Genomic DNA, 24,516 nt, shown 5'->3' on the forward strand with positions numbered 1-24,516 from the left:
GAGCGCTCGGAGTCGCCGAGCAGGTCCAGGGCGCCGATGCGGCGCTCCGGATCGAGGACGCCCCGCAGGAGGGCGACCAGGTGGCCGGCCATGCGCTGGATCGTCGTGGCGTCGAACAGCGCGGTGCTGTACTCGATCTCGCCGGACAGGGCGCCGTCGCCGCTGTCCCGGAAGGTCAGGGACAGGTCGGAGAGGGTGAGGTCGCGCGTCATGGCGGGGCCGGGGACGGCGGAACCGGCCTCGGCGGGGGCGGTGGCGTCGGCGGGGGCGTCGGCGGGCGCCGCGTCCTGGGTCCGGTGCTGGTCATGGGTTTGGTGCTCGTCCAGCCCCTGGTGCTCGTCCAGTCCCCGGTGCTCGTCGAGGCCATGGTCCTGTCCGTCGGCTTCGGGGGCGTCCGCCGCTCCGGCTCCGTCGCGTACGTAGTTGAAGTAGACCTGGAACAGGGACGTCCGGGACCGGTCCCGCTCGGTGACGAGGTCGTCCACGAGCTGCTCGAAGGGCAGGTCCTGGTGGGCGTAGGCGCCGAGCGCGGTCTGCCGGACCCGGTGGAGGAGTTCGGCGAACGTCGGGTCGCCGGAGAGGTCGGTGCGCATGACGAGCGTGTTGACGAAGAAGCCGATGAGGCTCTCGGTCTCGGCCCGGTTCCGGTTGGCGACGGCCGTGCCGACCGCGACGTCCTCCGTGTCGCAGTAACGGCCGAGGAGGACGTCCAAGGCGGCGAGGAGCGTCATGAACATGGTCGTGCCGCTCTCGCGGGACAGCCCGCGCAGCGCCTCCGCCGTCTCGGCGGGTACGGTGAACTGCGTGCTCGACCCCACCGACGACCGGACGGGCGGGCGGGTCCGGTCGAGCGGTAGCTCCAGCTCGGTCACACCCTCCAACTGGCCACGCCAGTAATCGAGTTGTCCCTCGATGACGTCGCCGCTGAGCCATTCGCGCTGCCAGGCCGCGAAGTCGGCGTACTGCAGGGGCAGCGGCGGCAGCGGGTCCGGCTCACCGGCGCGGAAGGCCTCGTAGAGCGCCGCGACCTCCCGGTGGATGATCCGCGCAGACCACTCGTCGGAGACGACGTGGGGCATGGCGAGCGACAGGACGTGCTCGCCGATTCCGAGCCGGATCAGGGTGCCGCGGAACAGGGGCCCGGCCGCGAGGTCGAACGGCTCGGTCATGCCCTGGGCGACCATCCGCTCGGCGAGGCCGAGCGGGTCGTCACTGCCGGACACGTCGATCACCGGCAGCGGGAACTCGGCGGGCGGGTCGATCACCTGGTGGGCCACGCCGTCCGCGTCTGCGACGAGTCGGGTACGCAGCACTTCGTGGCGCGCGACGAGCGCGCCCAGGGCCGCGCCCAAGGCCGCGATGTCCAGCACGCCGTCGAGGAGGACGGGGAGTGCGACGTTGTACTCGGTGGATCCGGGGTCGAGCTGGTCGAGGAACCACAGGCGCTGCTGCGCGAACGACAGCGGCAGCGGCTGGGCGCGGTCGGCGACCGTCATGGGCGGCGCGACCGTTCCCGACGCCTGGGCGACGGCCTGGGCCAGGCCCCGCACGGTCGGCTGATCGAACAGCACCGACATGGCGAGCTCGACCCCCAGGACCTCGCGGATCCGCGAGATCACCTGCGTCGCAAGCAGAGAATGCCCGCCCAGCTCGAAGAAGCTGTCCGTTGCACCGACCCGGTCGAGCCCCAGCACGCCGGCCCAGACGCCGGCGACGAGCTCTTCCGTCGACCCGACCGGAACGACGAAACCCTCGCCCGAGGACTGCTGCACCTCCGGGGCGGGAAGGGCCGAACGGTCCAGCTTGCCGTTCGCCGTCAACGGCAGCCCCGCCAGCTCGACGAAGACCGACGGAACCATGAACTCCGGCAACCGCCCGCCCACGAACTCCCGCAGCTCACCCGCCGGCGGCATACCGACCACCCCATCAGCCGGAACCACATAGGCCGCCAGACGACGATCCGAACCATCACCGAACGCCGCCACCACGGCCGTGCGGACCTGCGGATGACCGGCCAGAACCGCCTCGATCTCACCCGGCTCGACCCGGAAACCCCGCACCTTCACCTGATCGTCCGCACGGCCCACGAAATCAAGCCGCCCGTCCGCCAGCCAGCGGACCACATCACCCGACCGGTACATCCGACTGCCGTCCGCAGCGAACGGATCAGCAACGAACCGCTCACCCGTCAGCCCCGGACGGCCCCCATAGCCGCGGGCGACACCCGCGCCCGCGATGAACAGCTCACCCGCCACGCCCACCGGAACGGGACGCAGCTGCTCGTCCAGGACATACACCTGCGTGTTCGCCAGCGGCCTGCCGATCGCCGGCGCACCCTGAGCATCAGGATCCGCAAGGCCCGCACAGGCGATGACCGTGATTTCGGTCGGCCCGTACCCGACGAAGAACCTGCGCCCGGGAGCCCACTCCCGCACGACCGCTTCACCGACCCGCTCGGAACCCACGAACAGGCTGCCCACACCCGCCAGCGCCGCCTCGTCCAGCACACCCAGCAGCGACGGCGAAACACTCGCCGACACCACACCCTCAGCACGGACCAGACCCTGCAGCTCCGCCGGCACCCGACGCTGCTCCGACGAGGCCACCACCAGCGCCCCACCACCGGCCAACGTCACCACCACATCCAGCACAGCCGCATCGAAACTCTGCGACGCGAACTGCAACACCCGCACACCCGGCTCCACGCCCAGCGACGACCGCAACGCCAGCGCCAGATTCACCACACCACCTTGCGCGACCTGCACACCCTTCGGACGCCCCGTCGAACCCGACGTATAGATCACATACGCCAGCTGATCCGACGCCGTCGTCACCTCGGGCGCACTCGCCGAAAGCCCGGCCAGCACACCCACCACAGCCGGATCGTCCAGCCACACCACACGGCCATGCACCGCATCCACCGGCAGCCTCCCGGCCACCGACCGCTCACCCACCAACACCTGCACACCCGCATCCGCGAGCATGAACTCAAGACGGTCAGCCGGATACTCCGGATCCAACGGCAGATACGCACCACCCGCCTGCCAGACCCCGACCATGGCCGCCACCATGTCCACCCCACGCGGCAGACACAGCCCCACCACCGACTCCGCACCGACCCCCATACCGCGCAGGAGATGCGCCAGACGATTCGCCCGAACCATCAACCCGCCATACGTCACCGACTCCCCACCCGCCACCACAGCCACAGCGTCAGGCGCCGCAACCGCCCACTCCGCAATCAGCCCATGCACCCCACCCACCGACGGCAACGCCACACACCCACCATCACCACCCGCCACCAACTCCTCGCGCTCACCCACGGCCAGCACCGACAAGTCACCCACCCGCTGACCCGCATCCGCGGCCACCGCCTCCAGCACCGTCACCAGATGCGCACCGAGACGCTCGATCGTCGCCGCGTCGAACTGGGCACGGTCGTAGGAGAGTCGGAGTGCGAGGTGGTGCGCCGAACTGGCGGCCACGGTCAGGGGGTAATTGGCCTGTTCGCGCATGTGGTTGAAGCCCGTGCGCAGGCCGCTCTCCGCAGAGTCCGCCTGACCCGCTTCCAGCTCCTCGACCGGGTAGTTCTCGAAGACGAAGAGGGTGTTGAACAGCGCCTGCCCGGCCGGGAGTTCGCTGCAGTCGGCGATCGTGACCAGCGGCGTGTGCTCGAAGCGCCGCGCCCGGACCTGCTCGTCCTGCAGCCCCGCCAGCCACTGCGCGACCGGCCGGTCACGCTCCACCCGCACCCGTACCGGGGTGGTGTTCAGCAGCAGACCGACCATCTCGTCCATGCCGTCGATCTGACCACCACGACCCGACGACGTCACACCGAACACGACGTCGTCCGAACCTGCATACAGCGCCAGAACCAGCGCCCAGGCACCCTGCACCACCGTGTTCAACGTCAGCCGATGACGCCGCGCGAACCCCGCGAGCCCCTCACCCGCCACCGCCGCCGGCAACCGCAGATGCAGCTCCTCCAGGCCCTCCTCACCGGTCGCCCGTTCCACACCCAGCGACGTCACCTCGCCGAACCCGGCCAGCCGCCCAGCCCAGTACTCCCGCGCAGCCTCCTCGTCCTGACCCGCCACCCACGCCGCGAACTCACGAAACGGCGCCCGCGCACCCAACTCAGGCCGCCGCCCGGCGCGGAAAGCGTGATAGGCCTCCAGGACCTCGCCCAGGACGATGGGCACACTCCACCCGTCCAACAGCAGGTGGTGATAGCTCCACACCAACTGATGCCGGCCCTCACCCAAACGCACCAACGCCAGACGAACCAGCGTCGACGCGGCGAAGTCCGCACCACGCGCCCAGTCGGCCTCCAGGTGAGCGGAGATCGCGTGGCGCCGCTCCTCCTCGTCGAGGTGGGCGAGATCCAGCACTTCCAGGGGCAGGGGTACGGAGCGGGAGACTACCGCGAGCGGCTGCGGCACGCCGTCCGAGACGACCGCGGTGCGCAGCACCTCGTGCCGGGAGAACGCCACCTCCCACGCCCGCTTCAGGGCGTCGAGGTCCAGATCGCCTTCCAGCATCAGGCCGTTCTGCGCCCAGTACATGCCGGGGTCGGCCGAGAGGCGCGTGTGGAAGAGCATGCCCTGCTGGAGGGGCGTGAGCGGGTAGATGTCCTCGATCTCGGTCGGCAGGCTCTGCGCGACACGGTCGAGCGCGGCCTGGTCGATCTGCGCGAGCGGGAAGTCGGACGGCGTGTACCCGCCGGTCTCCGGGCGGCAGCAGTACTCGATCAGCTCGGCCAGCACCTCGACGTACCGCTCCGCGAGCCCGGTGATCGTGGCCTCGTCGTGCACCTCGGCGCCGTACGTCCACACCATCTCCAGGCGACCGTCGGCCACCTGGCTGTTGACGTCGATCAGGTACGAGCGCTCGTTCTGCGACGACTCCCCCTCGCCGAGGGAGCCGGGCAGCGGCCGGAAGCGACCGCCCCGCCTTTCCTGTGTGCGTCCGGCGTCGGAGGCCTCATCGGTGTCGTCCGGTCGGCGGCTGGACTGTCCGAGGTAGTTGAAGCCGACCTCGGCATGGCCCTGCGGGACCCAGTCGGTGAGGTGACGCAGGAGACCGTAACCCAGACCCTTCCGAGGGACGCCCCGCAGGTACTCCTTCGTACGGCGCAGGAGCGCACCCAGGTCACCGTCGACCAGGCCGGTGAGCTCCACCGGGTGGACGCTGGTGAACCAGCCCACCGTACGGGACACATCGAGATCCGCACCGACGTCCTCACGGCCATGACCTTCCACGTCCACCACGACAGACCGCGACCCGGTCCACTCGGTGAACACCGCACCCAGCACACTCAGCAGCACATCATTGATCTGCGTCCGGAACGCCGCCGGCACCTCACGCAGCAGCCGCTCCGTCAGCACGGCATCCAGGACCACCGACACACGCCGCGCCCCCGACACCGGGTTCGCCCCGCCCTCGAAAACCCGCGGCAAAGGCTCCGCCGCCGCCTCGACGGCCCGCCAGAACCCCGCCTCCGCCACGACCTCCGGCGAACCCGACAACTCCTCCAGACGCCTCGCCCACGCCACGAACGACGACGTCTTCGCCACCAGCTCCACGCCGCCAACACCCTGCTCGACCTGCGCATACGCCGACGCCAGATCCTCAAGCAACACCGGCCAGGACACCGCGTCCACAACCAGGTGATGAGCGACGACCAGGACTATCTGCCCCCGACCACCGAGCTCGAAGACCGCCACCCTGAAGAGTGGTCCCTGCTCCAGGTCAAGGCCCGCCTGGATCTCGGTGGCCCGCGCCTCAAGGAACTCCGCCTCCTCCTCACCTGCGACGCCCCTCGCGTCGACGACCGTGACCACGTCCGACGTCTCAGCGGCCACCACATGCCCGACCCACGCCCCCTCCCGCCGCACGAACCGGGAACGCAACGCATCATGCTGCCCGACCAGCGCACCCACCGCCGACCGCAGCAACCCGACATCAACCCGCCCCTCGACCTCCACCACCGTCGACTGATTGAAATGCCCCGCCTGCGGCAACCCCCGCCCCAAAAACCACCGCTGAATCGGAGTGAGCGGGAACTCACCCACCACCAAACCCTGCTCGGCAACAACCCCACTCCCGGACGACGCCACCGACGCCAGCCCCGCCACCGTCTGATGATCGAACAGCTGCGCCACCGTCACGTGAACACCCAGCTCACGCGCCCGAGCCACCACACGGATACTCACGATCGAATCCCCGCCGAGCTCGAAGAAGTTGTCCTCGACCCCAACCCGCACCACACCCAGAACCTCAGCCCACACCTCCGCCAGGACCCGCTCCACCCCGGAACGCGGCGCGACGAACTCCCCCGCCACACCCGCCCACGCGCTGTCAGGGTCGGGCAAGGCGGCACGGTCGAGCTTCCCGTTCGGAGTCAACGGCAGGGCCGCAAGCTCCACGAAGACGGACGGGACCATGAAGGCGGGCAGCCGACTGCCGGCGTATGCGCGCAGGTCGGTGACGGAGGGAATACCGGTCGTCTGGTCGGCGGGAACGAGGTAGGCCGCCAGGCGTCGGTCTTCGACCTCGCCGAAGGCGGCGACGACGGCGGTGCGGATCTGCGGGTGGTCGGCCAGGACGGCCTCGATCTCACCCGGCTCGATACGGAAGCCGCGGACCTTGACCTGGCTGTCGGCCCGCCCGACGAAGTCGAGCTGCCCGTCCGGCAGCCAGCGCGCCCGGTCGCCGGAGCGGTACATGCGCGTGCCGTCGGCGGTGATGGGGTCGGCCACGAACCGCTCCGCCGTCAAACCTGGGCGAGCCCGGTAACCGCGGGCGACCTGGAGACCGGCGATGTACACCTCACCGGCCACACCCACCGGCACGGGGTTCAGCCGATCGTCGAGCACGTACAGACGGGCGTTGGCCACCGGCGCACCGATCGCGGGCGCACCGGTGAGAAGGTCCGGGTCCACGACACCGGTGGTCACCATGACGGTCGACTCAGTCGGCCCGTACGTGTTCACAAGGCGTCGGCCGGACGACCAGGCACGAGCCACCGGCTCGGTGAGGCGCTCCGCACCGAGCAGCAGCGTCTGGACGCCGGGCACTTCCTCCGGGTCCAGGACACCCAGCAGGGACGGGACGACACTCGCCGCGCGCACAGCCTCGGCCCGCAGCATCGACGTCAGAAGCGCCGCCCCGGCCCGCTCCTCCGACGTCGCCACCACCAGGACACCACCCGAGGCGAGCGTCACCGCCACGTCGAGAACAGCCGCGTCGAAACTGAACGACGCGAACTGCAGCATCCGCACCCCCGCACCCGCTTCGAGGACCGGAGCCAGCGCCGACACCATGCCCACCACGCTGCCGTGCGCGACCTGCACACCCTTCGGCCGGCCCGTCGAACCCGACGTGTAGATCACATACGCCAGCTGGTCAGTGGCCGAAGTCGTCACCTCCGGCGCCTCCGCCGGCAGGGACGCAAGGGTGTCCCGTACGGCCGGATCATCCAGCCACACACCCTGCTCGACGGGCAGCCCCTCCACGAGGGAACGCTCGCCCACCACGACCCGCACACCCGCATCCGCGAGCATGAACCCAAGCCGGTCAGCCGGATATTCCGGATCCAACGGCAGATACGCGCCACCCGCCTGCCAGACACCGACCATGGCCGCCACCATGTCCACACCACGCGGCAGACACAGCCCCACCACCGACTCGGCACCCACACCCACCGACCGCAGGAGATGCGCCAGACGGTTGGACCGCGCCATCAGCCCTCCGTACGTCAGCGACTCCCCACCGGCCACCACAGCCACCGCATCCGGGGACGTGACGGCCCGCTCAGCGATCAGCTCATGCACCCCACGCACCACCGGCAGCTCCGCCGCCGACGCGTTCCACCCCTCCACCACCAGCTCACGCTCACCCGCCGACAGCACCGGCAGCTCACCCACCCGGCAGTCCGCTTCCTCAGCCACGGCCTCCAAAAGCGTGACCAAGTGACCGGCCAACCGCTCCACCGTCGTGCCGTCGAACAGCGCAGTGCTGTACTCGATCGTGCCCGTCAGGCTTCCGTCGGCGTCGCTCATCGTCAGCGCCAGGTCGAACTTCACCGGCAGCTCGCTCGCGCCCAGGTCGTCCGCGGCGTCGGCCCGACCGCCGGGGCCCTCGCCCGCCGCCTCCTCGGTGGTGCCGTCCGGCTCCCCGGCCACGTAGCTGAACAGGACCTGGAACAACGGGGTCCGGGACCGGTCCCGCTCCGTGACAAGCTCGTCCACCAGCTGCTCGAACGGCACATCCTGATGCGCGTACGCCCCCAGAGCGGTCTCCCGCACCCGGCCCACCAGCTCGCGGAACGACGGATCACCCGACAGATCCGTCCGCAGCACCAACGTGTTCACGAAGAACCCGATCAGGTCCTCCGTCTCGGCACGGTTCCGGTTCGCGACCGGCGACCCGACCACCACGTCGTCCGACCCCGCGTACCGCCCCAGCAGCACGTCGAATGCCGCCAGCAGCGTCATGAACATCGACGCGCCGCACTCACGCGACAGCTCCCGCAGCGCCTCGGCCGTCCCCGCCGACACACTGAACCGCCGCACCGCACCCGCGGAGGAACGGACCGCCGGACGCGGCCGGTCGGCGGGCAGCTCTAGCTCGGGCACGTCGGCCAACGCGGCGCGCCAGTAGGAGAGCTGGGCTTCGAGGACATCGCCCGTCAACCACTCCCGCTGCCACGCCGCGAAGTCCGCGTACTGCACGTTCAGCGCCGGCAGCGGGTCCGGCTCTCCCGCGCGGAAGGCGTCGTACAGGGCGGCCAGCTCGCGTCGCAGGATCTGGCCCGACCACTCGTCGGAGACGACATGGTGCATGGTCAGCGCGAGGACGTGCTCGTCGGGCCGTACGCGGATCAGCGTGGCGCGGATCAGCGGCCCGACGGCCAGGTCGAATGGGGTGACGGCGTCCGCGAGCATCACCTCGCGGGCCGAGGCGAGCGGGTCGGCGTCGCCGGACACGTCCGTGAGCACGAGCGGGAACGGCTTCGGCTCGTCGATGACCTGGTGCGGCACGCCGTCCGCACCGGCCACCAGGCGCGTCCGCAGCACCTCGTGCCGGGTCACCACCGCGGTCAGCGCCTCGCTCAGGGCGGCGATGTCCAGGTCGCCGGCCCAGACGATCGCCTGGGGCACGTTGTACTCGGCGGAGCCGGGCTCCATCTGGTCGAGGAACCACAGGCGCTGCTGCGCGAACGACAGCGCCAGCGGCTCGTCCCTGTCGGCCACCGTCATGGGCGGCACGGCGGCGACCATCTGGTTGCCGGCCCGGTCGACCACCGCGGCCAGCTCTCGTACCGTCGGGTGGTCGAACAGCACGGCCAGCGGGATCTCGGCCGCGAACACCTCCCTGATGCGGGAGACGACCTGGGTGGCGAGCAGCGAGTGCCCGCCCAGCTCGAAGAAGTCGTCGGCCGCGCCGATCTCGTCCACGCCCAGCACCGCGGCCCAGACCTCGACCAGCAGCTGCTCCGTCACGCTCGCGGGCGCGACGAAGCCGGTCATGCCCTGACGGAAGGCGTCCGGAGCCGGAAGCGCGGCTCGGTCGACCTTGCCGTTCGGCGTGAGGGGCAGCGCGGCCAGCTCGACGAACACGGAGGGAACCATGAACCCGGGGAGCCGCTCGCCCACGAAGGCCCGCAGCTCACCGATGGCAGGGATTCCTTCCTCCTGGTCCGCCGGCACCACATGTGCCACCAGCCGGCGGTCCCCTTCCACGCCCTCGACCGTGACGACCGCCGTCCGCAGCGCGGCGTGCGCGGCCAGGACCGTCTCGATCTCACCCGGCTCGATGCGGAAGCCTCGGATCTTGACCTGGTCGTCCACCCGGCCCACGAACTCCAGCCGTCCGTCCGCCAGCCACCGGACCTGGTCACCGGTGCGGTACATCCGCGACCCGTCCGCAGCGAACGGGTCGGCGACGAAGCGCTCACCCGTCAGGTCCGCCCGGCGCCCGTACCCCCGCGCCACGCCCACACCGGCGATGAACAGCTCACCCAGTACGCCGACCGGCACCGGACGCAGCTGACCGTCGAGGACGTAGGCGCGGGTGTTGGCCATCGGCGCACCGATCGGCGGCACGCCCTCCTCCTCCGGGTCGAGGACGGCGATGCTCGCGCAGACCGTCGCCTCGGTCGGACCGTACGCGTTCAGCAGCCGGTACTCGCCGCGCCAGCGCGCGGCCGCGGCCTCCTCCAGCCGTTCACCGGCGGTGACGAGAGTCCTCAGACCGGCCAAATCGGCCGGCTCAAGCACGGCCAGCAGCGACGGCGGCAGCGTCGCCACCCGCACATCCTTCTCCCGGACCAGCCCGGCCAGCGCCCGCGGCTCGCCCCGCTCCTCCGCCGTCGCCACGACCAGCCGGCCACCGGCCGCCAACGTCACCACGACCTCGGACACGGCAGCGTCGAAACCGAACGGGGCGAACTGCAACACCCCGTCCCCCTCACCGACCCCGAACGCACGAGCCTGCGCCTGCGCCAGGTTCACCACACCCCGGTGCCCGACCTGCACACCCTTCGGACGGCCCGTCGAACCCGACGTGTAGATCACATACGCCAGCTGGTCGGGAGACATCGTCACCCCGGGCGCACTCGCCGGAAGCTCCGCCAGCGCGGCCACGACCGCCGGAGCATCGACGACCACCGTCCGCAGACGCCCGACCGGCAGTTCGTCGACCAGCTCCTCGGTGCCCACGAGCACCGTGGCCCGGCTGTCGCGCAGCATGAACCCCAGCCGCTCCGCCGGGTACTCCGGATCCAGCGGCAGATACGCCCCGCCCGCCCGCCATACCGCCAACACGGCCACGACCATGTCGATCCCGCGGGGCAGGCACAACGCCACCACCGACTCCGAGCCGACACCCACCGACCGCAGGTAGTGCGCCAGACGATTCGCCCGGCCCATCAACTCCGCATAGACGACGGCATCTTCACCACACACCACAGCCACAGCATCCGGCGTCCGCGCAGCCCGCGCGGCGATCAGCTCATGCACGCCACCCGCCACAGGCAGCGGCTCAGCCGTCGCGTTCCACTCGTCCACCAGGACGTCGCGCTCGTCGGCGGTGAGCACGGGCAGCTCGCCCACGCGCTGTTCCGCGTCGTCGACCACCGCGTCCAGCACGGACAGCAGGTGTCGGGCCATCCGCTCGACCGTCACGGCGTCGAACAGAGCGGTGCTGTACTCGATCACGCCCGACAGCGCGCCACCACCGTCCGTCAGCATCAGCCGGAGGTCGTACTTGGCGACGACGTCGCCCGCGACGCGCCCCAGGGCCAGGCCGTCGTCCGTGCCGTCCTCTCCCGCGTCGCGCGGGCGGTCGTGGGACGGGTCGCGCGAGTCACGGCCCCCGCCCTGCCGGCCGTCCTCGGTGAAGTAGTTGAACAGCACCTGGAACAGCGGGCTGCGCGACCGGTCCCGCTCCGTGACGAGCTCGTCCACCAGCTGCTCGAAGGGCAGGTCCTGGTGCGCGTAGGCGTTGAGGGCCATCTCCCGTACGCGGGCGAGGAGTTCCTCGAACGTCGGGTCACCGGACAGGTCGGTGCGCATGACGAGGGTGTTGATGAAGAAGCCGATCAGTTTCTCGGTCTCGGCACGGTTCCGGTTGGCGACCGGCGTGCCCACCGCCACGTCGTCCGTGCCCGCGTAACGGGCGAGGAGGACGTCGTAGGCCGCCAGCAGGGTCATGAACATCGTCGTGCCGCTGCGCCGGCTCAGCTCGCGCAGGCCGTCGGCCGTCCGCGCGGGCACGGTGAACTGCACCATGGCACCGGCCGGCGACCAGACCGCCGGCCGCAGCCGGTCGGTGGGCACGTCGAGAGGCGAAACTCCGGTCAACTGCCGTCGCCAATAGGTGAGTTGTCCGTCCAGGACCTCGCCGTCCAGCCACTGCCTCTGCCACACCGCGAAGTCCGCGTACTGCACGGCCAGCGGCGGCAGCGGGTTCGGGCGCCCGGCCCGGAACGCCTCGTAGGAGAGCAGGAGTTCGTCGTGGAAGATCCGCTTCGACCACTCGTCGAAGGAGACGTGGTGCATCGACAGGGCCAGGACGTGCTCGTCGGGAGCCAGCCGGATCAGCAGAGCCCTGATCAGCGGGCCGCCCGCGAGGTCGAAGGGCTGCGCCGCGTCCGCGGCCATCAGCGCCCACACAGCCCAACCTCGGTCCTGCGCGCCCGACATGTCGGCCACCGGCAGCGGCAGCGGTGCCGCCGGGTCGATCACCTGGTGCGGCACACCGTCGTCGCCGGCCACGAGTCGCGTACGCAGCACCTCGTGCCGGGCGACGATCGCGTTCAGGGCGGCCCCGAGCGCGGGCATGTCCAGCACCCCGCCGAGCCGGATCGGCATGGGTACGTTGTACTCGACCGATCCGGGGTCGAGCTGGTCGAGGAACCACAGGCGCTGCTGCGCGAAGGACAGCGGCAGCCGCTCGTTGCGGTCGGCGACGGTCATCGGCGGCGCCTGGTCGGCCGCGGCCGTCGACTCCGCCTTTCGGTTGACGAGCAGCGCGATGACCTCGTCGCGGCAGGCCTGGAGCTGGGTCCGGAGCTCCTCGGTGAGCACGCCCTTGGGCGCGAAGATCCGCAGCCTTCCGTCGACGACACTGAAGCGGACGCCGATGTTCTCAAGCTTCTGCAGGAGCCCCGCAGGGGAGATGGACATTCAGAGAACCCCGTTCTCGTCGGACTCTGCACCCTGCGGGTAGCTGTCCAGGCTCTGGACGACTTCGTCTTCCGGCATGTGGTCGATCTCGTACCAGATGAGCTGTTCGACCACGGCGGCCAAGCCCCGCACCGTGGGGTGGTCGAAGAGGGCCGACAGTGGGATCTCGAGCTCGAAGGCTTCCCGGATGCGCGAGGTCACCTGCGTGGCGAGCAGCGAGTGCCCGCCCAGCTCGAAGAAGTTGTCCGTGGCGCCGACCCGGTCCACCCCGAGCACCTCGGCCCAGAGCCGGGCCAGCGCCTCCTCCGCGTCACCCGACGGAGCCACGAACTCCTCGAGTTCCGGCCTCTCCCCGTCCGGTTCGGGCAGGGCCGCACGGTCGAGCTTGCCGTTGGGGCTCAGCGGTAGGGCCGCGAGCTCCACGAAGGCCGGCGGAATCATGAAGGCCGGCAGCCATCTCGCCGCGTACTCCCGCAGCTCGCCGACGGACGGGATGCCGGCGGTCTGGTGGGCGGGGACGAGGTAGGCGACAAGGCGCCGGTCCTCGACGTCACCGAAGGCGGCGACGACGGCGGAATGGATCTGCGGGTGGTCGGTCAGGACCGCCTCGATCTCACCCGGCTCGATCCGGAAGCCACGCACCTTGACCTGACTGTCGGCCCGCCCGACGAAGTCGAGCCGGCCGTCCGGCAGCCAGCGGGCACGGTCGCCGGAGCGGTACATGCGTGTGCCGTCGGCGGCGAACGGGTCGGCGACGAACCGCTCGCCCGTCAGACCGGGACGCCGGCGGTAGCCACGAGCGACCTGCGGACCGGCGATGAACAGCTCGCCGGGGACGCCGACGGGCACGGGCCTCATCGACCCGTCCAGGACGTAGAGCCGGGCGTTGGCGACCGGGGAACCGATCGCCGGCATCCGCTGGAGATCCGGGGGGACGGCGCCGGCGGTCACCATGACGGTCGACTCGGTCGGGCCGTACGTGTTCACGAGGCGCCTGCCGGACGACCAGGCACGAGCCACCGGCTCGGTGAGGCGCTCCGCACCGAGCAGCAGGGTCTGGACGCCGGGCACTTCCTCCGGGTCCAGGACACCCAGGAGGGACGGGACGACGCTCGCCGCGCGCACAGCCTCGGCCCGCAGCATCGACGTGAGCAGGCCCCCCTCGGCCCGCTCCTCCGACGTCGCCACCACCAGGACACCACCCGAGGCGAGCGTCACCGCCACGTCGAGGACGGCCGCGTCGAAGCTGAAGGAGGCGAACTGCAGCATCCGTACGCCCGGACCGGCGTCGAGGACCGGAGCCAGGGCCGACACCATGCCCACGACGCTGCCGTGCGCGACCTGCACGCCCTTCGGGCGGCCGGTGGAACCGGAGGTGTAGATCACGTAGGCGAGTTGGTCAGCGGCCGGAGTCGCCTCGGGTGCCTCCGGCGGCAGCCCGGCCAGGACCTCCCGTACGGCCGGATCATCCAGCCACACGGCCTGGCCGACCGGCAGACCGTCCACGAGGGCCCGCTGACCCACCACGACCTGCACACCCGCGTCCGCCAGCATGAACTCCAGCCGATCGGCGGGGTACTCCGGATCGAGCGGCAGGTAAGCACCACCGGCCTGCCACACGCCGACCATTGCGGCCACCATGTCCAGCCCACGCGGCAGGCAAAGACCGACCACCGAATCGGCACCCACACCCACCGACCGCAGGTGATGGGCCAGACGATTCGCCCGCGCCATCAGCCCGCCGTATGTCAAGGACTCCCCGCCTGCGACGACAGCCACGGCATCCGGGGTCGCCACGGCACGCTCGGCGATCAGCTCCTGCACCCCACGCACCGCCGGCAGCTCCACCGACGACGCGTTCCAGCCCTCCACGACCAGCTGACGCTCGCCCGCCGAAAGAACCGGCAGCTCACCCACCCGCTGCTTGGGGTCCGCGGCGACGGCTTCGAGTAACGCGACCAGGTGGCCGGCCATCCGCTTCACGGTCGCGGCGTCGAACAGCGCGGTGCTGTACTCGATCTGCCCCGCCAGGGCGCCGTCGTGGTCCGCCAGCGCGACGGCCAGGTCGAAGTTGACGGAGGTCGCCGCCAGGGCGTCGACCGACGACGTATCGGCGTCGCCCTCGTGCGCGTCGGGCCGCTCCTGGCCGTCGCCCTGACCGGGGTTTCCCTCGGGCGTGTAGTTGAAGAACACCTGGAACAGGGGGGTCCGGGACCGGTCCCGCTCCGTCACCAGCTCGTCGACCAGCTGTTCGAACGGCAGATCCTGGTGCGCGTACGCGGCCAGGGCCGTCTTCCGCACCCGGCTGAGGAGTTCGGTGAAGGTCGGGTCGCCCGACAGGTCGGTCCGCATGACCAGCGTGTTCACGAAGAACCCGATCAGGTCCTCCGTCTCGGCGCGGTTCCGGTTGGCGACCGGGGTGCCGACCACGACGTCGTCCGACCCCGTGTACCACCCGAGGAGCACGTCGAACGCGGCGAGTAGCGTCATGGACATCGTCACGCCGTTCTTGCGGGACAGCGCCCGCAAGGCGTCCGCGGCCGGTGCGGGGACGGAGAAGTCGACCGCCGCGCCGTCGGTGGACCGTACCGGCGGGCGCATCCTGTCCGTCGGCAGTTCCAGCGCCGGCAGGTCGGCCAGCTGGTCGCGCCAGTACGCCGTGTGGGTGTCCACCACGTCGCCGGTCAGCCACTGCCGCTGCCACACCGCGAAGTCCGCGTACTGCACGGCCAGCGGCGGCAGCGGGTCCGGCTCGCCGGCCCGGAACGCCTCGTACAGGGCGGTGAGTTCCTCGCGGAGGATGCGTACCGACCACTCGTCGAAGGCCACGTGGTGCACGGCCAGAGCCAGGACGTGCTCGTCGGCGGACGTCCGGATCAGGGTGGCCCGGACCAGCGGTCCGCGGGCCAGGTCGAAGGGGGCCATCACCTCCGCGTTCACGAGTTTCCGGGCGGCCGCGGCCGGGTCGTCGTGACCCGAGACGTCGGCGAGCGGGAGGACGAAGGGGGTCGGCTCGTCGATCACCTGATGCGCGACGCCGTCGGTGCCCGGGACCAGCCTGGTCCGCAGGATCTCGTGCCGCTTCACGACCGCGTCCAGGGCAGCAGTCAGTGCCTCGATGTCGAGGTCGCCGGGCCGGCGCACCAGCAGGGGCACGTTGTACTCGGTGGATCCGGGATCCAGCTGGGCCAGGAACCACAGGCGCTGCTGCGCGAAGGAGAGCGGGAGGTCGTGGTCCCGGCTCGTCGCCGTGATGGGCGGTGCGGTGACCGCTTCGTCCGAGCTGACGACGGCGTCGGACAGCTCGCGGACCGTGGGGCGGTCGAACAGCGCCGAGAGGGGGACCTCGGTCGCGAACACGGACCGGATGCGCGAGACGACCTGGGTGGCGAGCAGTGAATGTCCGCCGAGTTCGAAGAAGTTGTCGTGGACCCCGACCCGGTCGACACCGAGGACCTGCGCCCACACTCCGGCCAGGAGTTCCTCGGTCGCGTTCGCCGGTGCGACGAATCCCTCGAGCTCGGGCCGTACGCCCTCCGGAACCGGCAGGGCGTCGCGGTCGACCTTGCCGTTCGGCGTGAGGGGCAGCGCCGCCAGTTCGACGTACGCCGAGGGAACCATGAATCCCGGCAGGCTCCGCCCCACGAACTCCCGCAGCACGCCCACCGCCGGAACACCCTCAGCCTCGTCGGCCGGCACCACATATGCCACCAACCGGCGATCCGCGCTCTCCCCGAAGGTCGAAACGACTGCGGTACGGATCTGCGGGTGGTCGGTCAGGACCGCCTCGATCTCACCCGGTTCGATCCGGAAACCACGCACCTTGACCTGGTCATCCGCCCGGCCCAGGAACTCCAGCCGGCCATCGGCTTGCCACCGCACCCGGTCACCCGACCGATACATTCGCGAACCGTCGCCCGCGAACGGATCGGCAACAAAGCGCTCCGCCGTCAAACCAGGACGACCCCCATAACCCCGAGCGACCTGCGGCCCGGCTATGAACAACTCACCCACGACACCGACCGGGACCGGATTCATCAACCCGTCCAGCACATAAAGCCGCGTATTCGGCAGCGGCCCACCAATAGGCACCGCGCCCTCGTCAATGCCTGCGGCAGGGGTCAGCACACCATATGTCGAGTCGACCGACGCCTCGGTCACCCCGTACGCCGACAACAACCGCACCCCGTCGCCGAGTACACCCCGAGCCCGCGCGACCGAGCCCCACCGCCACACATCGGTCGTCACGACGACCAAGCGCAGCCCGCTCAGCCCCAGACCCGCCGCCGAACCGCCACCCTCGACGAACCTCACCAACTCGTCCACATATCGCGGCGCACACTCCAGCGCGTTCACCCGGGCGCCCGCGAGGACGTCCACCCACTCGTCCACATCCACCTGCAGGCCCACCCGACCCAGCACCAGCACCCCACCCGAACACAACGACCGCACCACATCGCCGGTGAACACATCGAAACTCGCACTCGCCACCGACAACCACCTCAACGCCTCCCCACCGAAATGAGCCACCTCCCAACCGGCGAACAACGCCACCAGAGAACCATGAGAAACCAACGTCCCCTTGGGACGCCCCGTCGATCCCGACGTATAAATCACACCCGCCAACTGGCCACCGGACACAGCCTCCACCGCACCGGAATCCACCGGGAATTCCCCTGCCACGTCCTCAAGCCACACCACCGAATTCACCACATCGCCCAGACCAAGAGGCCCGACAACCCCCCGCTCCCCCACCAGAACCTCAACCCCGCTGTCCGCCAGCATGAACTCCAGCCGCTCCACCGGATACTCCGGATCCAGCGGCAAATACGCCCCACCCGCCAGCCACACAGCGAGAATCGCCACCACCGAATCCACGCCGCGCGACACGCACAGACCCACCACCGACTCCGCGCCCACACCCACCGACCGCAGGTGCCCCGCCAGACGATTCGCCCGAGCCATCAGCCCGCCGTACGTCAACGACTCCTCACCCACCACCACGGCCACCGCATCCGGAGACACCACCGCATGCCGGGCGATCAGCTCGTGCACGCCACCCGCCGCCGGCAGCTCGACCGACGACGACGCGTTCCACCCCTCCAGCACCAGCTCACGCTCGGCCGCAGACAGAACCGACAGCTCGCCCACCCGCACACCCGCATCGGCGACGATCGACTCCAGGACGCGCGCGATGTGGCCGGCCATCCGGTCGATCGCGTCGGCGTCGACCTGGGAGCGGTCGTAGGACACCTTGATCTGCAGCTCACGGCCGGAGCTCGCGGTGACGCTCAACGGGTAGTTGGCCTGCTCGCGGCCGTAGTTCATCCCGGCGCGCAGGCCGCTCGCCGCCGCGTTCCGCTCTTCCTCCTCCAGGTCCTGGACCGGGAAGTTCTCGAAGACGAAGAGGCTGTTGAACAGGGGCTTGCCGGCGGGCAGTTCGCTGCAGGACGCGATCGTCACCAGTGGGGTGTGCTCGAACTGCCGGGCCCGTACCTGCTCGTCCTGCAGGCGGGTCAGCCAGGCCGTGAGCAGCTCGTCGCGGTCGACGCGGATCCGGACGGGTGTGGTGTTGAGCAGCATGCCGACCATCGACTCCATGCCGTCGAGCTGGCCGTCGCGGCCCGACGTGGTGACGCCGAACATGACGTCGTCGCCGCCCGAGTACAGGGACATGACGATGGCCCAGGCGGCCTGCACGACGGTGTTCGGTGTGAGTCGGTGGCGGCGCGCGAACTCGGTGAGCCCGGTGCCGGCCACCTCGGCGGACAGCGGTATGAGGGCCTCGCCGGGTCCCTGGTCGCCGGTGGCGTGCTCGATGCCCAGGGACGTCGCCTCGGTGATGCCGGCGAGGCGCTCGCGCCAGTACGCACGGGCGGCGTCGAGGTCCTGGCGGGACACCCAGCCCACGAAGTCCCGGAAGGGCCTGCGCGTCGGGAGCCACGGCTCGCCGCCCGCGCGGAACGCGCGGTAGGCGTCCATCAGTTCGGCTGCCACGATGGGGGCGCTCCAGCCGTCGAGGAGCATGTGGTGGTAGCTCCACACCAGCTGGTGGCGGTCGGCGGCGAGGGCGATGACGGCGATCCGTACCAGGGTCGGGGCGGCGAAGTCGGCGCCGCTCTCCCAGTCGGAGGTGAGGTAGGAGTCGACCGCCTCCTGGCGGTCGGCCTCGTCCAGGTGGGACACGTCGATGAACCGGAGCGGCAGCGGGACCGACCGGGACACCACCGCGAGAGGCGTCGCCGCGCCCTCGCGTACGACGGTGGTGCGGAGCACCTCGTGCCGGGTGAACATGAGCTCCCACGCCCGGCGCAGGGCGTCCTGGTCGAGCTCGCCCTCCAGGAGCATGCCGTCCTGCACCCAGTACATGCCGGGCTCGTCGGCCAGCTCGGTGTGGAAGAGCATGCCCTGCTGCAGGGCGGTCAGCGGGTAGATGTTCTCGATCGCCCGACCTCTTCGGCCTGCAGCCGCGTCGAATGCCGTCATCACGCACCTCCGGAATCGGCGATCTCACCGGTGTGGTCGGGTGAGTCGAAGCGCTGTCGTATGAGGTCGAGCAGGTCCTGGTCGACGTCGGCCAGGGGGAAGTCGGACGGCGTGTATCCGCCGGCCTCGGGGCGGCAGCAGTACTCGATGAGGTCGTCGAGAACCTTGAGGTAGCGCTGCGCGAGGCGGAGCACCGTCGCACGGTCGTGCACCTGATCGCTGTACATCCAGACCAGCTCGAGCCGGCCCAGCGCGATCTGGCTGTTGATCTCGATGAGGTGGGTGCGGAGACCCTGCGCCGGCTGCGAGTCGCCGAGCGCCCGGCCGGTCGGTGCGAACCGTCCGCCGGAGCCGTCGGCCCGGCCGACCGCCTGGCCCGTCTGACCGAGGTAGTTGAAGGCGAGCTCCGCGCCCGCCCCCGGGGTCCAGTCGGTCATGTGGCGCAGGAGGCCGTAGCCCTGGCCCTTGCGCGGAATCTCCCGAAGGTACTCCTTCGTGCGGCGGAGTCCGTCCCCGAGGGATCCGCCGGAAGTACCGCCGAGGACCACGGGGTACACGCTGGTGAACCAGCCGACGGTCCGCGAGATGTCGATGTCGCTTCCGACGTCCTCGCGGCCGTGGCCCTCCAGGTCCACGACCACCGACGGGGCCTGGCACCATTCCGTGAGCACGGTGCCCAGCGCGCTCAGGAGCACGTCGTTGATCTGCGTCCCGTACGCGCTCGGCACCTCGCGCAGCAGGCGCTCGGTCTGGTCGGGGCCGAGCGTGACCGACAGTTCCTGGACGGACGCGAGGGTGTTCGCGCCGTCGCGGTCGCGCGGCATCGTGCCGCCCTCCGCCTCCGCGGCCCGCCAGTACGGGGCTTCCGCGGCGAGTTCGGCGGACGCCGCCAGCTCCGTCAGGCGCTGGGTCCAGCTCATGTACGAGGTCGTCTTCGCCGGCAGCTTCACGGGGAGTCCGCGCTCGATCCGGCCGTAGGCGGATGCCAGGTCCTCGAGGATCACGGCCAGGGACACGGCGTCCACGACCAGGTGGTGGGCCACGAGGAACAGCAGCTGTCCGCGGTCACCGCGGTCGAACACCACGACGCGCAGGAGCGGGCCGTCCGCCAGGTCGAGGCCGGCCTGCGCCTCGTTGCCGCGGGCGTTCAGGAACGCCCACTCCTCCTCGTCGTCCAGGCCGGAGCTCCGGATGACCTGGACGCGGTCGGCCCGCTCGGCGGCCGTCATCCGGCCGACCCAGGTGCCGCCCTCCTCGCCGTCCCCTTCGGTCTCCCGGACGAACCGGGACCTCAGCGCGTCGTGCTGTTCGAGCACGGCCGCCACGGCGGCGCGCATCAGGTCGGGGTCCACCGGCTGGGTGACGTCGAGGAGCATCGACTGGTTGAAGTGATCCGGCCGGTCCAGACCCTGCGCGAAGAACCACCGCTGGATCGGGGACAGCTCGAAGTCACCTGTCACCAGGCCCTGTTCGGCCTGGGCTGCGCTCTGCGCCTCGGCCACCGAGGCGAGGCCGGCCACCGTCTGGTGGTCGAAGAGCTGCGCGACGGTGACATGGATGCCGTGCTCCCGCGCCCGGGCCACGACCTGGATGCTGATGACGGAGTCACCGCCGAGTTCGAAGAAGTTGTCGTGCACTCCGACCCGGTCGACGCCCAGGACCTGCGCCCAGACACCCGCGAGGAGTTCCTCGGTCGCGTTCGACGGCGCGACGAACTCCTCCAGCTCGGGGCGCACACCGTCCGGAACGGGCAGCGCGTCGCGGTCGACCTTGCCGTTCGGCGTCAACGGGAGGCCCGCCGACTCGACGAACACGGAAGGAACCATGAAGCCGGGAAGGCTCCGGCCCACGAACTCCCGCAGCTCACTCACCGGCGGAAGACCCGCACCAGGCTCGGCCGGCACCGCGTAGGCCACCAGTCGACGGTCCGAACCGTCGCCGAAGGTTGTCACGACGGCGGTGCGGATCTGCGGGTGGCCGGCGAGGACCGCCTCGATCTCGCCCGGCTCGATCCGGAAGCCCCGGACCTTGACCTGCTGGTCGCCACGGCCCAGGAACTCCAGCCGGCCACCGGCCGGCCACCGCACACGGTCGCCCGACCGGTACATGCGGCTGCCGTCGGCGGCGAACGGATCCGCGACGAACCGCTCCGCCGTCAAACCGGGCCGGCCCCCATAGCCGCGAGCGACCTGCGGACCCGCGATGAACAACTCGCCCACGACACCGACCGGTACCGGATTCAGGAGCCCATCCAGCACATAGAGCCGCGTATTCGGCAGCGGGCCGCCAATAGGCACCGCACTCTCACCGACGCCGTCAGGCACGGGCGTCAACACACCGAACGTCGAGTCGACCGACGCTTCTGTCACACCGTACGCCGACAACAACCGCACGCCGTCACCGAACACACCCCGAGCCCGCGCGACCGAGCCCCACCGCCACACGTCCGTCGTCACCACGACCAGACGCAGACCACCCAGGCCCAGCCCCGCCGCCGAACCGCCATCCTCGACGAACCCCACCAGCTCGTCCGCGTACCGCGGCGCACACTCCAGCGCGTTCACACCGGCGCCGGCCAGGACGTCCACCCACTCGTCCACGTCGACCTGCAGGCCCACGCGGCCCAACACCAGCGCTCCACCCGAACACAGCGACCGCACCACATCGCCGGTGAACACGTCGAAACTGGCGCTCGCGACCGACAGCCACCTCAACCCTTCCCCATCGAAGTGAGCCACCTCCCAACCCGCGAACAACGCCACCAGAGAACCGTGAGAAACCAACGTCCCCTTAGGACGCCCCGTCGAGCCCGACGTATAGATCACACCCGCCAACTGACCGGAAACGACCGAGGGAGAAACCAGCGGGTGTTGCTCTGTGGCCTCACCGAAAACGTTCTCCAGCCACACCACCGAACCCACGGAACGGTCCAAACCGAGATCCCCGACGACCCTCCGTTCCCCGACCAGAACCTCAACCCCGCTGTCGGCCAACATGAATTCCAGCCGCTCCACCGGATACTCCGGATCCAGCGGCAGATAGGCCCCACCCGCCAGCCACACAGCGAGAATCGCCACCACCGAATCCACGCCCCGGGACACGCACAGCCCTACCACCGACTCCGCACCCACGCCCACCGATTGCAGGTGGCCCGCCAGACGGCTCGCCAGAGCCATCAGCCCGCCGTACGTCAGCGACTCCTCACCCGCCACCACCGCCACCGCGTCCGGAGACACCACCGCGTGCCGGGCGATCAGCTCGTGCACACCTCCGACCGCCGGCAGGGCCACCTCGCCGCCGTCGCCATCGGCCACCAAGCGCTCACGCTCACCCGCCGACAGAACCGGCAGCTCACCCACCCGCACGTCCGCATCGCGGGCGACGCCGTCCAGCACCGTGACGAGGTGACGGCCCATGGTCTCGACCGTCGCCCGGTCGAACAGTGCGGTGCTGTACTCGAGCTCGCCGGACAGACCGCCCTCGCCGGTGTCGCCGAACCTGAGGGTCAGGTCGAAGAGGGCGGTCCGCGTTCCGGCGTCCGTCCCCTTGATCCGTATGTCCTCCCTCGGCCGGCTCTCGCCCTCGGCCTCGCTAGTGCCCTGCGCGAGCAGGCGCGCGCTGTCGCGGGCCTCCTCCGCGGCGTAGGTGAAGAACACCTGGAAGAGCGGGCTGAGGGTCCGGTCCCGCTCGGTGACAAGGTGGTCCACGAGCTGCTCGAACGGCAGGTCCTGGTGCGCGTAGGCGCCCAGGGCCGTGTTCCGGACCCGGCCGAGGAGTTCGGCGAAGGTCGGGTCGCCGGAGAGGTCGGTGCGCATGACGAGTGTGTTGACGAAGAGCCCGATCAGGTCCTCCGTCTCGGCACGGTTCCGGTTGGCGACCGGCGTGCCCACGACCACGTCCTCCGCGCCCGCGTACCGGCTGAGCAGTACGTCGAAGGCGGCGAGGAGCGTCATGAACATCGTGGCGCCGGACTCTCGGGCCACCGCGCGCAGCGCGTCCGCGGTTTCCGCCGACACCGTGAAGCGCGTTGCCGCGCCCTCGGACCGGCGCACGGGCGGACGGGGCCGGTCGGTCGGCAGGTCCAGCTGCGGAAGCCGGGCCAGGTGGGCGCGCCAGTAGTCGAGTTGCCGTTCCAGTTCCGTGCCGTCCAGCCACGTCCGCTGCCAGACCGCGAAGTCGGCGTACTGGACGGGCAGCGGCGGCAGCGGGTTCGGTCGGCCGACGTGGAACGCCTGGTACAGGGCGGTGAGTTCACGCCGCAGGACGCGGCCCGACCACTCGTCGAACACCACGTGCTGCATCGACAGCGCCAGGACGTGTTCGTCAGCGGCGAGCCGGATCAGGCAGGCCCGGACGAGCGGACCGGTCGCGAGATCGAAGGGCACCATGGCGTCCTTCGCGACCAGCTGTTCCGTCGCTCGCAACGGATCTTCGCTGCCGGACACGTCGACCATCGACAGCGGGAACTCGGCGGGCGGGTCGATCACCTGGTGGGCCACGCCGTCCGCGTCCGCCACCAGGCGCGTACGCAGCACCTCATGGCGAGCCATGACCGCGTCCAGCGCGGCACGCAGCGCGTCCACGTCCAGGTTGCCGTCGAGGCGGATGGGCAGCGGCAGGTTGTACTCGGTGGACCCGGGCTCGAGCTGGTCGAGGAACCACAGGCGCTGCTGCGCGAACGACAGCGGCAGCGGCTGGGTACGGTCGATCGGCCTGACCGGCTCCAGGAGGGGCCCTGGCACCGTGTCCTCGACCACCGCGGCCAGGCCTCGTACGGTCGGCTGGTCGAACATGGCCGCCACGGGAACGTCGACGCCCAGTACCTCGCGGATCCGCGAGATCACCTGCGTGGCCATCAGTGAGTGGCCGCCGAGCTCGAAGAAGCTGTCGGTAGCACCGACCCGGTCGAGCCCCAGTACCCCGGCCCAGACGCCGGCGACGAGCTCTTCCGTCGACCCGACCGGAACGACGAAACCCTCGCCCGAGGACTGCTGCACCTCCGGGGCGGGAAGGGCCGAACGGTCCAGCTTGCCGTTCGCCGTCAGCGGCAGCCCGGCCAGCTCGACGAAGACGGACGGGACCATGAACTCCGGCAGCCGCCCGCTCACGGACTCCCGCAGCTCGCCCGCCGGCGGCATACCGACCACCCCATCGGCCGGGACCACATAGGCCGCCAGACGACGATCCGAACCATCACCGAACGCCGCCACCACGGCCGTGCGGACCTGCGGATGACCGGCCAGAACCGCCTCGATCTCACCCGGCTCGACCCGGAAACCCCGCACCTTCACCTGATCGTCCGCACGGCCCACGAAATCAAGCCGCCCGTCCGCCAGCC

Annotated in this window: 3 protein-coding genes (2 of these 3 cut by a window edge); all 3 read right to left on the reverse strand. The window is 70.6% G+C overall.

The genetic code is table 11. The features are described from left to right. Tightly spaced (each overlapping or abutting the next), the 3 genes in view from A4E84_RS04255 to A4E84_RS04265 form a layout consistent with a single transcriptional unit that may run on beyond the window. On the reverse strand, positions 1–12,692 hold the 5' portion of the coding sequence (locus A4E84_RS04255; RefSeq protein WP_062925248.1) for a non-ribosomal peptide synthetase. The gene continues 12,175 nt to the left of window position 1, outside the view; 12,692 of the gene's 24,867 nt are visible here — the first part of the coding sequence; it begins with the start codon at positions 12,690–12,692; its stop codon lies off the left edge, out of view. Continuing rightward, positions 12,693–19,178 (reverse strand): non-ribosomal peptide synthetase, encoded by a 6,486-nt coding sequence (locus A4E84_RS04260; protein ID WP_062925249.1) that lies wholly within the window; start codon positions 19,176–19,178, stop codon positions 12,693–12,695. Continuing rightward, a protein-coding gene (locus tag A4E84_RS04265; RefSeq protein WP_159029550.1) for a non-ribosomal peptide synthetase crosses the window boundary here: on the reverse strand, positions 19,178–24,516 show its 3' end. The gene runs 5,887 nt beyond the window's last position; only the last 5,339 of its 11,226 coding nucleotides appear in the window; its start codon lies beyond the right edge, outside the window; its stop codon occupies positions 19,178–19,180. The genes A4E84_RS04260 and A4E84_RS04265 overlap by 1 nt, the downstream gene beginning before the upstream one ends.

The sequence above is a fragment of the Streptomyces qaidamensis genome, from assembly GCF_001611795.1.
GTDB classification, from domain to species: Bacteria; Actinomycetota; Actinomycetes; order Streptomycetales; family Streptomycetaceae; genus Streptomyces; species Streptomyces qaidamensis.